10 protein-coding genes are annotated in these 13272 nt (G+C 63.5%); 9 read left to right on the forward strand and 1 reads right to left on the reverse strand.

Annotated features, from left to right (window positions below; genetic code table 11):
- The coding region (locus QZH66_RS07670) for a citrate synthase (RefSeq protein ID WP_305805362.1) at positions 1-315 on the reverse strand (315 nt) is incomplete at its 3' end.
- 115 nt (positions 316-430) lie between these two features.
- On the opposite strand from QZH66_RS07670, the gene prpB reads away from it, so the two are divergent.
- From prpB to QZH66_RS07715, 9 genes are all read left to right on the forward strand, one after another.
- Positions 431-1315, forward strand: a complete 885-nt coding sequence (gene prpB / locus QZH66_RS07675) for a methylisocitrate lyase (RefSeq protein ID WP_305805363.1) — start codon at positions 431-433, stop codon at positions 1313-1315.
- Between the two features lie 538 nt (positions 1316-1853).
- A complete protein-coding gene (gene prpC / locus QZH66_RS07680; protein WP_305805364.1) occupies positions 1854-3011 on the forward strand; it encodes a 2-methylcitrate synthase in 1158 nt (385 codons plus the stop codon).
- Between the two features lie 269 nt (positions 3012-3280).
- A complete protein-coding gene (gene acnD / locus QZH66_RS07685) occupies positions 3281-5893 on the forward strand; it encodes a Fe/S-dependent 2-methylisocitrate dehydratase AcnD (protein ID WP_305805365.1) in 2613 nt (870 codons plus the stop codon).
- Between the two features lie 208 nt (positions 5894-6101).
- Positions 6102-9188 carry a type I restriction endonuclease gene (locus tag QZH66_RS07690; protein WP_305805366.1) on the forward strand — a complete coding sequence of 1029 codons (3087 nt, stop codon included), beginning with the start codon at positions 6102-6104 and terminating at the stop codon, positions 9186-9188.
- 78 nt (positions 9189-9266) lie between these two features.
- Positions 9267-9536: a YlcI/YnfO family protein gene (locus QZH66_RS07695; protein WP_305805367.1), complete on the forward strand. Its 270-nt coding sequence runs from the start codon at positions 9267-9269 to the stop codon at positions 9534-9536.
- Entirely contained in the window at positions 9533-9832 is a 300-nt protein-coding gene (locus tag QZH66_RS07700) for a type II toxin-antitoxin system RelE/ParE family toxin (RefSeq protein ID WP_305805368.1), read from the forward strand. The genes QZH66_RS07695 and QZH66_RS07700 overlap by 4 nt, the downstream gene beginning before the upstream one ends.
- A gap of 36 nt (positions 9833-9868) precedes the next feature.
- Entirely contained in the window at positions 9869-11503 is a 1635-nt protein-coding gene (locus tag QZH66_RS07705) for a class I SAM-dependent DNA methyltransferase (RefSeq protein WP_305805369.1), read from the forward strand.
- Positions 11496-12692 carry a restriction endonuclease subunit S gene (locus tag QZH66_RS07710; protein ID WP_305805370.1) on the forward strand — a complete coding sequence of 399 codons (1197 nt, stop codon included), beginning with the start codon at positions 11496-11498 and terminating at the stop codon, positions 12690-12692. Before QZH66_RS07705 ends, QZH66_RS07710 begins: the two co-directional genes overlap by 8 nt.
- A complete protein-coding gene (locus QZH66_RS07715; RefSeq protein WP_305805371.1) occupies positions 12689-13270 on the forward strand; it encodes a hypothetical protein in 582 nt (193 codons plus the stop codon). Before QZH66_RS07710 ends, QZH66_RS07715 begins: the two co-directional genes overlap by 4 nt.
- The last annotated feature ends 2 nt before the right edge of the window (positions 13271-13272 follow it).

A 13272-nucleotide genomic window follows, 5' to 3' on the forward strand; every position in this document is an offset into this window, starting at 1 on the left:
GCGCGCCGCGGCCACCGCCGAGCGGCCGCGGTAATAGGGTGCGTCCGGGCGGATCAGCGAGATACCGGTTTCCAGTACCGGCAGCCCGCGATCCAGGCTCTGTGCCGCGCCGCGCGCGGCGCCGCGGCCGGCCTGCTTGCGTTGTGCCAGCCGCTCGACTTCCGCGCGCAGGTAGACCCGGCTGCGCGGATCGGGGCCGGGACGCGAACTCAGCTGCCCGCGGCTGACATAGGCGTACAGCGTGGCGGCGCTGATGCCGAGCAGGGCGCAGGCGTCGCTGGCCGGGATCAGCTCGGGATCAGGACGATCGGACATGGCGTATTCAATATGTTGATTTTATGAATCAAGATTGATCAATGATTGCGATAATGACAGATTGGACGCCATTGCGGAACGGCACCATCGCCTCCGCCACGACAGGAGCCATGTCATGAGTCTTTCTTCCGCCGGCGCCGCCTTCCGCGCCGCACTGGCCGCCGAATCGCCGCTGCAGGTGATCGGTGCGATCAACGCCAACCACGCGCTGCTGGCCAAGCGCGCCGGTTATCGCGCCATCTATCTGTCCGGTGGCGGTGTTGCCGCCGGTTCGCTGGGCCTGCCGGACCTGGGCATCAACACGATGGAAGACGTGCTGATCGACGTGCGCCGCATCACCGATGTCTGCGACCTGCCGCTGATGGTGGACATCGATACCGGCTTTGGGCCCAGCGCGTTCAACATCGCCCGCACCGTGAAGTCGCTGATCAAGGCCGGTGCGGCCGCCTGCCATATCGAGGACCAGGTGGGCGCCAAGCGTTGCGGCCATCGTCCCGGCAAGGAAATCGTGTCGCAGGGCGAGATGGTGGACCGGGTCAAGGCGGCCGCCGATGCCCGAACCGATCCGGACTTCTTCCTGATCGCCCGCACCGACGCCATCCAGATGGAAGGCGTGGACGCGGCCATCGAGCGCGCGCTGGCCTGTGTGGAGGCTGGTGCCGACGGCATCTTCGCCGAGGCCGCCTACGATCTGGACACCTACAAGCGCTTTGCCGATGCGGTGAAGGTGCCGCTGCTGGCCAACATCACCGAATTCGGCGCCACGCCGCTGTTCAGCCGTGACGAACTGGCCTCGGCCGGCGTGGCGATGCAGCTGTTCCCGCTGTCGGCGTTCCGCGCGGCCAACAAGGCGGCCGAGAACGTGTACGAAGCCATCCGTCGCGACGGCCACCAGCGTAACGTGGTCGATACCATGCAGACCCGCGAGGAGCTGTACGACCGCATCGGCTACCACGAGTTCGAGCGCAGTCTGGACAGGACGTTCGCTGCGAAGAAGTGATTGCAACTGCCTTCTCCCGACGGGTGACAAAAACGGCATGGATGCCGTTTTGCACGGCGCAAGCCGCCCGACGGATGAGCGCCAGGGACGGCGCGGAGGAAGGTGGCGCGTAGCGCCGGCTGAGGGGGCGCCCACCTTCATCCGCTGCGACGAAGTGATTGCAACTCCCTTCTCCCGCCGGGTGACAAACACGGCATGGATGCCGTTTTGCACGGCGCCAGCCGCCCGAAGGGTGAGCGCCAGGGACGGCGCGAATGAAGGTGGCGCGTAGCGCCGGATGAGGGGGCGCCCACCTTCATCCGCTGCGAAGAAGTGATTGCAACTCCCTTCTCCCGCCGGGTGACAAAAACGGCATGGATGCCGTTTTGCACGGCGCAAGCCGCCCGAAGGGTGAGCGCCAGGGACGGCGCGAATGAAGGTGGCGCGTAGCGCCGGATGAGGGTGCGTCCGCCTTCATCGAGAGGCCACACCCTCCCCACCCCCTCTCCCATAAAGGGAGAGGGGCTTCAAAATCCCGCACCTGATCGAGGTTCACACCATGTCCGAATCCACCGCCGCACCGGCATTCAAGCCGAAGAAATCCGTCGCCCTGTCCGGCACCGCCGCCGGCAACACCGCGCTGTGCACCGTCGGCCGCAGCGGCAACGACCTGCACTACCGCGGTTACGACATCCTCGATCTGGCCGGCACCAGCGAGTTCGAGGAAATCGCCCACCTGCTGGTGCACGGCAAGCTGCCGAACAAGGCCGAACTGCGCGCCTACAAGGCCAGGCTGAAATCGCTGCGCGGCATCCCGGCCGCGGTCAAGGCCGCGCTGGAAGAACTGCCGCCGTCCGCCCACCCGATGGACGTGATGCGCACCGGCGTCTCGGTGCTGGGTTGCGTATCGCCGGAGAAGGACGACCACAACCATCCGGGCGCACGCGACATCGCCGACAAGCTGATGGCCAACCTCGGCTCGATGCTGCTGTACTGGTACCACTGGAGCCACAACGGCCGCGTCATCGACGTGGAGACCGACGATGATTCGATCGGCGGCCATTTCCTGCACCTGCTGCACGGCGAGCCGCCGCGCGAGTCGTGGGTCAAGGCGATGCACACCTCGCTGATCCTGTATGCCGAGCACGAGTTCAACGCCTCGACCTTCGCCTGCCGCGTCATCGCCGGCACCGGCAGCGACATGTACAGCGCCATCACCGGCGGCATCGGCGCGCTGCGCGGGCCCAAGCACGGCGGCGCCAACGAAGTCGCGTTCGAAGTGCAGAAGCGCTACGACAATCCGGACGAGGCCGAGGCCGACATCAAGGCACGGGTGGAGCGCAAGGAAGTGGTGATCGGTTTCGGCCACCCGGTCTACACCGTGTCCGATCCGCGCAACAAGGTGATCAAGGAGGTCGCGCGCGAGCTGTCGGCCGAGCAGGAAAGCATGAAGATGTACGACATCGCCGAGCGCCTGGAAACGGTGATGTGGGACATCAAGAAAATGTTCCCGAACCTGGACTGGTTCAGCGCGGTCAGCTACCACATGATGGGCGTGCCGACGGCGATGTTCACCCCGCTGTTCGTGATCGCCCGTACCGCCGGCTGGAGCGCGCACATCATCGAGCAGCGCATCGACGGCAAGATCATCCGCCCCAGCGCCAACTACACCGGCCCGGAAGACCAGGCCTTCGTGCCGCTGGACAAGCGCGCTTGATGCGCGCTGCCTGAGCCCCTCTCCCCGCGGGGTGAGAGGGGCAGTTTGCGAACCACCGGTTCGCTGTCCCTCGAACGCCCTTGCGCCAGCGCAAGGGCTGGGGCGCGAAGCAAGGGTTGGGGTGAGGGGCGGGGCGAAGCCCCCTCGATGTTCGATTGCACGAGGCTCCGCTCGCACCCTCATCCGGCACCTCGCGCCACCTTCTCCCGAAGGGAGAAGGAAAAGCAGGTCCCCGCTCCGTTTCCAACTCCCAGTTTTCCGAGCCAGCCATGAACACCGATTACCGCAAGAACCTTCCCGGCACCGCGCTGGACTATTTCGATGCCCGCGCCGCGGTCGATGCGATCGCGCCGGGCGCGTATGACACGTTGCCCTACACCTCGCGGGTACTGGCGGAGAACCTGGTGCGCCGCTGCAACCCCGCCACGCTCGTCGACTCGCTCAAGCAGCTGATCGAGCGCAAGCGCGATCTCGATTTCCCGTGGTTCCCGGCGCGCGTGGTGTGCCACGACATCCTCGGCCAGACCGCGCTGGTGGATCTGGCCGGTCTGCGCGATGCGATCGCCGACAAGGGCGGTGATCCGGCAAAAGTGAACCCGGTGGTGCCGACCCAGCTGATCGTCGATCACTCGCTGGCGGTGGAATGCGGCGGTTTCGATCCGGATGCGTTCGCCAAGAACCGCGCCATCGAGGACCGTCGCAACGAGGACCGCTTCCACTTCATCGACTGGACCAGCAAGGCGTTCAAGAACGTCGATGTGATTCCGCCGGGCAACGGCATCATGCACCAGATCAATCTGGAGAAAATGTCGCCGGTGGTGCAGGTGCGTGACGGCGTGGCGTTCCCGGATACCTGCGTCGGCACCGACAGCCACACCCCGCACGTGGACGCGCTGGGCGTGATCGCCATCGGCGTGGGTGGGCTGGAAGCGGAGAGCGTGATGCTCGGCCGCGCCTCGTGGATGCGTCTGCCCGACATCATCGGCGTGGAACTGACCGGCCGCCCGCAGCCGGGCATCACCGCCACCGACGTGGTGCTGGCGCTGACCGAATTCCTGCGCAGGGAAAAAGTGGTCGGCGCCTGGCTGGAATTCTTCGGCGAAGGTGCCGCGGCGCTGACGCTGGGCGATCGCGCCACCATCTCCAACATGACCCCGGAGTTCGGCGCCACCGCGGCGATGTTCTCCATCGACCAGCAGACCATCGACTACCTGCGCCTGACCGGGCGCGAGGACGCGCAGGTGCAACTGGTGGAAACCTATGCCAGGGCGGCGGGCCTGTGGGCCGATTCGCTGGCCAAGGTGCAGTACGAACGCGTGCTCACCTTCGACCTGTCCAGTGTGGTGCGCAACATGGCCGGCCCCAGCAATCCGCACCGGCGCCTGCCGGTGACCGACCTGGCCGAGCGCGGCATCGCCGACGAAGCCAAGCTGGAAGCCGGCAAGGACGAAGAGGCACGCGGGCTGCTGCCCGATGGCGCGGTGATCATCGCCGCCATCACCAGCTGCACCAACACCTCCAATCCGCGCAACGTGATCGCCGCCGGCCTGCTGGCGCGCAACGCCAACCGCCTCGGGCTGGTGCGCAAGTCGTGGGTGAAGTCGTCGCTGGCGCCCGGTTCCAAGGCGGTGCAGCTGTATCTGGAAGAAGCCGGGCTGCTGCCGGAGTTGGAGCAACTGGGGTTCGGCATCGTCGGCTTCGCCTGCACCACATGCAACGGCATGTCCGGTGCGCTCGATCCGGTGATCCAGCAGGAGATCATCGACCGCGACCTGTATGCCACCGCGGTGCTGTCGGGCAACCGCAATTTCGACGGCCGCATCCATCCCTACGCCAAGCAGGCGTTCCTGGCCTCGCCGCCGCTGGTGATCGCCTATGCCATCGCCGGCACCATCCGCTTCGACATCGAAAAGGACGTGCTGGGCGTGGTCGATGGCCGCGAAATCCGCCTGAAGGATCTGTGGCCCAGCGATGCCGAGATCGACGCGGTGGTCGCCGCCTCGGTCAAGCCGGAACAGTTCCGCAGCGTCTACAACCCGATGTTCAACGTGCGCGTGGAACACGATGCGCCGGTCAGCCCGCTCTACGACTGGCGCCCGCAAAGCACCTACATCCGCCGTCCGCCGTACTGGGAAGGCGCGCTGGCCGGCGAGCGCACGCTACGTGGCATGCGTCCGCTGGCGGTGCTGCCGGACAACATCACCACTGACCACCTGTCGCCGTCCAACGCGATCATGGCCAACAGCGCCGCCGGCGAATACCTGGCCAAGATGGGCGTGCCGGAAGAGGACTTCAATTCCTACGCTACCCATCGTGGCGACCACCTCACCGCGCAGCGCGCCACTTTCGCCAACCCGAAGCTGTTCAACGAGATGGTGCGCAACGAGGACGGCTCGGTGAAACAGGGCTCGCTGGCGCGGGTGGAGCCGGAAGGCCAGGTGATGCGCATGTGGGAGGCGATCGAGACCTACATGCAGCGCAAGCAGCCGCTGATCATCATTGCCGGCGCCGATTACGGCCAGGGCAGCTCGCGCGACTGGGCGGCCAAGGGCGTGCGCCTGGCCGGGGTCGAAGCCATTGCCGCCGAAGGTTTCGAGCGCATCCACCGCACCAACCTGATCGGCATGGGCGTGCTGCCGCTGGAGTTCAAGCCGGGTGTCACCCGCAGGACGCTGGGCATCGACGGCACCGAGACCTTCGATGTGATCGGCGCACGCACCCCGGGCGCGGAGCTGACGCTGGTGATCCAGCGCCGCGACGGCACCACCGTGCAGGTGCCGGTGACCTGCCGGCTGGACAGCGACGAGGAAGTGGCGATCTACGAAGCCGGCGGCGTGCTGCAGCGCTTTGCCCAGGATTTCCTGGAGGGCAGCGTCGCCTGACGCCTTTTCGCAGGAGCGCACTTCGTGCGCGATGAGGCCTCCCGGTAGAGCCCATCACGCACGAAGTGCGCTCCTGCGCGAATGGAGGCGAAAGGAAACATGCCCTGCATACCCTCAAGCTCTGGGGCGGTACGTTCAACAACCGGTGATCTATAGTCTGGGTCCGGATGCGGCAATGGCGGCAATCCAGCATGGACGGGGGAGCTGTGTGAGTGCATTCAACGAAGATTCGCGGGTCAAGATTCCGGCGCTGCTGCACCTCGCGCGGCTGGGATACGACTACCTCTCCCTGAAGCAGGCACGCTGGGATACGCGCAGCAACATCTTTCCTGACATCTTTGGAGCCGCCGTGCTGCGGCTCAATCCCGAACTGGGTCGTGATGACATTCCAGCGCTGCTCGACGCGATCCATCTCGACCTGCAGAACGAAGACCTCGGCAAGGCCTTCCATCAGCGCCTGGTCGCGCGCGCCGGCGTGCGCCTGATCGACTTCGACAATCTGGACAACAACCATTTCCAGGTTGTCACCGAGCTGCCGTTCGAGAACGGCGAAGACAGCTTCCGCCCCGACATCACCCTGCTGGTCAACGGCCTGCCGTTGGCCATCATCGAAGTGAAGAAGCGCATGAACTCTGGCGGCGTGCTCGAAGAGCGCAAGCGCATGGATCGGCGTCATGCCAACCGCAAGTTCCGGCATTTTTTCAACCTGATCCAGCTGCAGGTGTTCTCCAACAACATGGAGTATGACGAGGCGGCCATCGATCCGGTGCAGGGTGCGTTCTACGCCGCTTCCACCTACGGCGAGGCGCATTTCAACTACTTCCGCGAGGAGCGCGCCGCCGAACTGGCCGCTGCCGTCGGGCCGCTGCTCGGGGAAACCGAAGACGCGATCCTCGTCGATACCAATCTGGTCAGTATCACCGGTACGCCCGAGTTCGAGCGCAACAAGGCGCCGGATACGCCGACCCACCGCCTGCTCACCTCACTGTTCAGCCGTCGCCGTCTTGCCTTCATCCTGCAATACGCCTTCGCGTGGTTGGACGAGGAGGACGGCATCCAGAAGCACGTGATGCGCTACCCGCAGCTGTTCGCGACGTTGGCCATTGCCGACCGCCTCGCTGCCGGTGTGCGCAAGGGCATCGTCTGGCACACGCAGGGCAGCGGCAAGACCGCATTGGCGTACTACAACGTGCGATTCCTCACCGACTGGTTCCAGCAACAGGGGCAAGTGCCGCGCTTCTACTTCATCGTCGACCGGCTCGATCTGCTCCGTCAGGCGCGAGACGAATTCCGCCTGCGCGGGCTCACTGTGCATGTTATCGACAGCCGCGATGCGTTCGCACGCGACATCAAGCAGAGCGTGGCCGCCCGCAATGACCGTGGTGCGGCTGAAATCACCGTGGTCAATATCCAGAAATTCAAGGACGACCCGGATGTCGCCGCCGTGCAGGACTACAACCTTGCCGTGCAGCGCGTGTACTTCCTTGATGAAGTGCATCGCAGCTACAACCCCAAAGGCAGTTTCCTTGCCAACCTGGAACAGTCCGATCGCAACGCCATCAAGATCGGCCTCACCGGCACTCCGCTGATTGGCGAGGCGCTGCAATCCAAGGCGTTGTTCGGCGATTACATCCACAAGTACTACTACAACGCCTCCATCGCCGACGGCTACACGCTGAGGTTGATCCGCGAGCAGATATCCGCCCGCTACGCCATGCAGCTGAAACAGACGCTGGCCGAAATCGAGGTGCGCCAGGGCGGTATCGAGCGCAAGGCGCTGTATGCCCACCCGCGCTTTGTCAGCGCGATGCTGGACTACATCCTCGACGACTTCGCGCAGTCCCGCGTCGCCTTCGGCGACGACAGCATCGGTGGCATGGTGGTCTGCGACAGCGCCGAGCAGGCGCGTGCGTTGCATCACGATTTCCAGCGACGCATGGCGCTTGTAGCGGCGCGCACAGTTCAGCCCGCCAACGATGCCGATTACCGGGAATCCCGCGTCGCCGAGCAAACTCCACGCTACGGCGCAGCCCCGCTCAGTGCCGCGCTGATCCTGCACGACGAGGGCGACAAGGCCTCCCGTGAAGCGGAGATCAAGGCCTACAAGAAGGGCCGCGTCGATTTCCTGTTCGTCTACAACATGCTGCTCACCGGCTTTGATGCGCCACGGCTGAAGAAGCTCTATTTCGGCCGGGTGATCCGCGAGCACAACCTGTTGCAGGCGCTCACCCGTGTCAACCGTCGCTACCGGGCGTTCCGCTTCGGCTATGTGGTGGACTTCGCCGATATCCAGAGCGAATTCGACAAGGTCAATCGCGAGTATTACGACGAACTTGCCGCCGAGCTGGGCGATGAAATCGAGCACTACAGCCAGCTGTTCATGAGCGCCGAGGATATCCGCACCAGTCTCGATGCCATCGGTGAAGCGCTGTTTGAATACGCGCTGGATGATGCCGAACTGTTCTCGCAGCAGATCGGCCAGGTCACCGACCGCGACACTCTGCGCGCCATCGTCAAGGCGTTGACCACCGCGCGCGAACTGCACAACCTGATCCGGCTCGGCGGTCATGAGGAGCTCGCCGGTCTGCTCGACTTCAGCAAACTGCGGCAGTTGCACAACGAAGCCCGGAACGCGCTGGCCGCGCTCAACCTCAAGCACCGGCTGGAGCACGCGCAGGACACCTCCGGCCTGCTCAACCAGGCGCTGGAAGACATCGTCTTCAAGTTTGAAAAGGTCGGCGAAGCCGAGCTGAAGCTGGCCGATGAGCTGAAGGACAGCCTGCGCCGTACCCGCGAAACCCTGGCCGCCACCCACGATCCGCGCGATCCGGAGTGGGTCGGTCTGAAAGAAGAACTGGAGCGCCTGTTCAAGGCCAGAAAACTCAGTGAAGTGACCCAGGCTGAAATGCAGGCCAACATCGGCGCACTGCGCGAGCTTGAACTACGCGCCCGCGCACTCAACCAGGTCAATGCCAACCTCGCCGCCCGTTACGGCGGCGACACCAAGCTGATGCGTGTGCACAAGCGCCTGCTGGAGTCGCGCCGGGTGGGCGACAGCCAGAACCGCCTGCATGCCGCGCTGAACGCGGTGAAGCAGGCCGCCGACCACGCGGTGCTGGGCAACCGTGAACTGCTCGGTACGCCGGATTACTTCGAAAAACAGCTCATGCCCATCGTGGTGCGCGCGTTCACTGCGCAACCGCCCGCCCCGGATGCCGACACCTGCCGGCTGATTCACCAGTTGCTCGCCCGCGAATACCTGGACGAATCGCAAGGCCGTCTGTCCTTCCTGTGATGCCGGAAGGATTTTCTGACCGGGTATTCCGCGCCATGCTAGAGTTTGCATCGCAAACGCAATGCACGAGGTTCCGCCATGAAAACCGCCACTTTGCCGTCACTTCGTGTCGCGCCGGAACTGCGCCAGTCCGCTGAATCCGTGCTGCGTGAAGGCGAAAGCCTGTCCAGCCTCATGGAGCAATCCCTGCGCGGTGAGGTGAACCGGCGCCGCATGCAGGCCGAGTTCATCGCCCGTGGCCTGGCCTCGCGCGAGGAGAGCAAGCACGCGGGCACATGCTTCACCGTGGAGGAATCGCTGACCAGGCTGGACGCGGTGCTTGCCCGGCACAAGCCCGGCACGCCGTGAGCTACCGCGTCCGGGTCAGCAAGACCGCGCAGGAAGACCTGGAGCGCCTGCTGGATTTTCTCGCACCGGTGGACTACGCAGCGGCCTTGCGCGCACGCGCCGCAATCGAACGCGGCTACCGCTCGCTTGCGGAAATGCCGTTCGCCTGCCGCAAGGCCGACGACGCCAATCCCTTCCTGCGCGAGCTGGTGATTGCGTTCGGTGGTGCCGGCTACGTGCTGCTGTACGAGATCGACGACGACACCACCCTCACCATCCTCGCTGTCCGCCACCAGCGCGAAGACGACTACCACTGACGCCGCCCGCGTCCGTTCACTACCAGACAGACCACCATGTCCCCCAGCTACCAGCAACAGACCCGCGACCTCATCGACGGCCTCAAGGCCGTGTGCGCCAGCAACGGCCTCGGCAACGATGGCAACGAATACAAGATCATCGTGCAGACCTTTCTGTACAAACTGCTGTGCGACAAGTTCGCCCACGAGATGAAGCGCATCGAGCCGGCGCTGGCCAGCGTGGACGACTGGATCGCCGCCTGGCAGGCGCTGCCGCAGGGCGAGCGCGAAATGTTGGAACTGCGGCTCGATGCCGACGTACCGCGCCTGCAGCCCGGCCAGCTCATCGCCAGCCTGTTCAACCGGCAAAGCGAGGCCGGCTTTGCCAAGCGCTTCGACGACACGCTGATCGCCATTGCCGTGGCCAACCACGACATCTTCGCGGTGCAGACCGACGATGGTGAAAAGGTGCCGCTGTTCGACCGCCTGAGCGATTACGTCACCGGCAGCGCCGACAAGAAAGACGGCTTCGTGCGTGCGCTGTTCAACAAGCTGGTCGGCGTCAGTTTCGAGCGCCTGTTCGAGCAGAAATACGACTTCTGGGCCGCCCTGTTCGAGTACCTGATCCAGGACTACAACAAGGACAACGGCGGCAAATACGCCGAGTACTACACCCCGCACGCGGTGGCCACCATCATGGCCGACATCCTGGTGCCCAAAGACCAGCGCGGCAAGGTCAAGAACGTCACCTGTTACGACCCGGCATCCGGTTCCGGCACCCTGCTGATGGCACTGGCCCACGCCATCGGCGAACACCACTGCAGCATCTTCTCGCAGGATATTTCGCAGAAGTCCTCCAGCCTGCTGCGCCTGAACCTGGTGCTCAACAAGCTGGTGCACTCCATCCCGCACATCACCCAGGGCAACACCATCCTGCACCCCGTGCACAAGGAGGGCAGGGCGCTGCGCCGCTTCGACTACATCGTCTCCAATCCACCGTTCAAGATGGATTTTTCGGATTTCCGCGACGATCTGGACACCGACGCCAACGCCACGCGCTTCTTTGCCGGCATGCCCAAGGTGCCGAACAAGGCCAAGGACAAGATGGCGATCTACCTGCTGTTCATCCAGCACATCATCGCCAGCCTCAAACCCGGTGGCAAAGCCGCCATTGTCGTGCCCACCGGCTTCATCACCGCCGCCAGCGGCATCGAGCTGCGCATCCGCCAGAAGCTGGTGGATGAAAAGCTGATTGCCGGCGTGGTTTCCATGCCCAGCAACATCTTCGCCACTACCGGTACCAACGTCTCCATCCTGTTTCTGGATGGCAGCAAGCACGACAGCGTGGTGCTGCTCGATGCCTCCGCGCTGGGCACCAAGGTCAAGGAAGGCAAGAACCAGAAGACCCTGCTCAGCCACGCCGAGGAACAGCGCATCGTCGAGACCTTCAACGCCCGCGAGGCAGTGGAGGATTTCTCCGTTGTCGTGGATTACGCCGCGATCGCCGCGAAGAATTATTCGCTCAGCGCGGGGCAGTATTTCGAGGTGAGAATTGCGTATGACGCTCTGACGCCAGAAGAGTTTGCAACGCGGATCGATGCGTACCAGATAAGCCTTGCCAAGATGTTCAAACAATCGCATGAACTGGAGATGGAAGTTGCCGAGGCAATCGGGAGCTTGCTGCATGTCTGACTGGGTTCAGGGAACTCTTGGTGACTTGATTACCTTGCAGCGAGGGTTCGACATAACGAAAGCTGCACAAAGCGAAGGTCCGTACCCCGTTGTATCTTCTGGCGGTATCGCCAGCTTTCACGATCAATTCATGGCAAAGGGTCCCGGTGTCGTAATTGGCAGGAAGGGTACGCTCGGCACTGCATTTTTCATTCCCGAAGATTACTGGCCACACGACACAACCCTGTGGGTCAAGGACTTCAAAAGGAACGACGAAAAGTTCATTTACTACTTATTGAAGAGCATTCCGCTTGAGCGCCTCGATTCTGGCTCTGCGAATCCGACGCTCAACAGGAATTACGCGCATTTGCTGAAGGTCGCAGCACCAAGACCAGCAGTTCAAGAAAAAATCTCCGCCGTCCTCTCCACCCTCGATGCCAAGATCGACGTCAACAACCGCATCAACGCGGAACTTGAGGCGCTGGCGAAGACGATCTACGACTACTGGTTCGTGCAGTTCGACTTCCCCGACGCCAACGGCCGCCCCTACAAATCCAGCGGCGGCCCGATGGTCTGGAACGACACCCTCAAGCGCGAGATTCCGGCTGGGTGGGAGGTGCGTACGCTTGGCACAATCATCAGTCGCGCCGGCACTGGATTGAACCCTCGCGACCACTTCGTGCTTGGCAAAGGAAACAACTACTACGTGACGATAAAGAACGTCACCAACGGCCGAATTTTCCTTGACGACAAATGTGACCGAATCGATGACGAAGCCATGGCCGTCATCGATCGTCGATCCCAACTGCGGGCAGGAGACGTGCTTTTTACAAGCATCGAACCAGTTGGCGTCACCTACCTGATCCAAGAAAAGCCAACCAACTGGAACATCAACGAATCCGTGTTCACCATCAGGCCCGACACCGACATGGTTTCATCCGAGTATCTTCTTATGCTGCTTTCGTCATCAGAGATGAAGGTATTCACTAGGAATTCGTCGGCAGGAAGCATTCACAAGGGCATTCGCCATTCTGTCCTCAAGTCCTTCGCACTGGCTTATCCGGGCCGGAGACTTGTAGACGAATTCTCGTCGCTTCTGAGGCCGATGCTTCAAAAGACGGACAACCTCGACAAGCAGAATCGCGAACTCACCCGGCTCCGCGACTGGCTGCTGCCGCTGCTGATGAACGGCCAGGTGCGCGTGTCATGACTGTCCTGCGCTGCACGGCCAAACTGCTCAAGCGCCTGAAACTGCCTGCCAAGCCGCCGGAGCCCGAGCCGCAGGCCAACCCGCTGGGCGAGTGGTATGCCGATATCGACTTCTGGCGGCGGCAGCCGTTCGTGGTGCTGCTCAATGCTGCCACCGGCGCAGTGCTGGTGCTGCCCGGTAATGCGGCGGGATTGCGCCGGTTGCACGAGAGCGCGCTGCTGCAGTTCGCCGGGATCTGCCACCATCACGGTTTGCACGGGCAGGGCGTGGAGGCCGAACTGGCCGGCTTCCACGCCGGCTTCACCTACGCCGCCACCCGCGACCGCAGCCTGCTGGCCTCGCTCAACCAGCGCAAGTTTGCTTTCTGGCTGGACCTGGAACACAGCGACAGGTCACTGCCGGAAGTGGCGGCCCATGACTGGGAGGGGCTGTTCAAACATCCGGCACTGGGCCGCAACACCCGCCACAACATGGACTGGCACATGCCACTGAACCTGCTGCGGCAGCGGCTGCTGCCGGCCGCGCAGGTGATTCCCTTTCCTTCAAGTCCATCAACAACCCCTTCGTCACAGGCCTGATG

The sequence above is a fragment of the Stenotrophomonas sp. YIM B06876 genome (assembly GCF_030711595.1).
In the GTDB taxonomy this organism is placed as follows: domain Bacteria; phylum Pseudomonadota; class Gammaproteobacteria; order Xanthomonadales; family Xanthomonadaceae; genus Stenotrophomonas.

Coding starts and splice junctions, on each gene's coding strand:
- QZH66_RS07715 (WP_305805371.1), top strand. CDS start 12,689: ATGACTGTCCTGCGCTGCACGGCCAAACTGCTCAAGCGCCTGAAACTG.
- prpB (WP_305805363.1), top strand. CDS start 431: ATGAGTCTTTCTTCCGCCGGCGCCGCCTTCCGCGCCGCACTGGCCGCC.
- QZH66_RS07710 (WP_305805370.1), top strand. CDS start 11,496: ATGTCTGACTGGGTTCAGGGAACTCTTGGTGACTTGATTACCTTGCAG.
- QZH66_RS07695 (WP_305805367.1), top strand. CDS start 9,267: ATGAAAACCGCCACTTTGCCGTCACTTCGTGTCGCGCCGGAACTGCGC.
- prpC (WP_305805364.1), top strand. CDS start 1,854: ATGTCCGAATCCACCGCCGCACCGGCATTCAAGCCGAAGAAATCCGTC.
- QZH66_RS07705 (WP_305805369.1), top strand. CDS start 9,869: ATGTCCCCCAGCTACCAGCAACAGACCCGCGACCTCATCGACGGCCTC.
- acnD (WP_305805365.1), top strand. CDS start 3,281: ATGAACACCGATTACCGCAAGAACCTTCCCGGCACCGCGCTGGACTAT.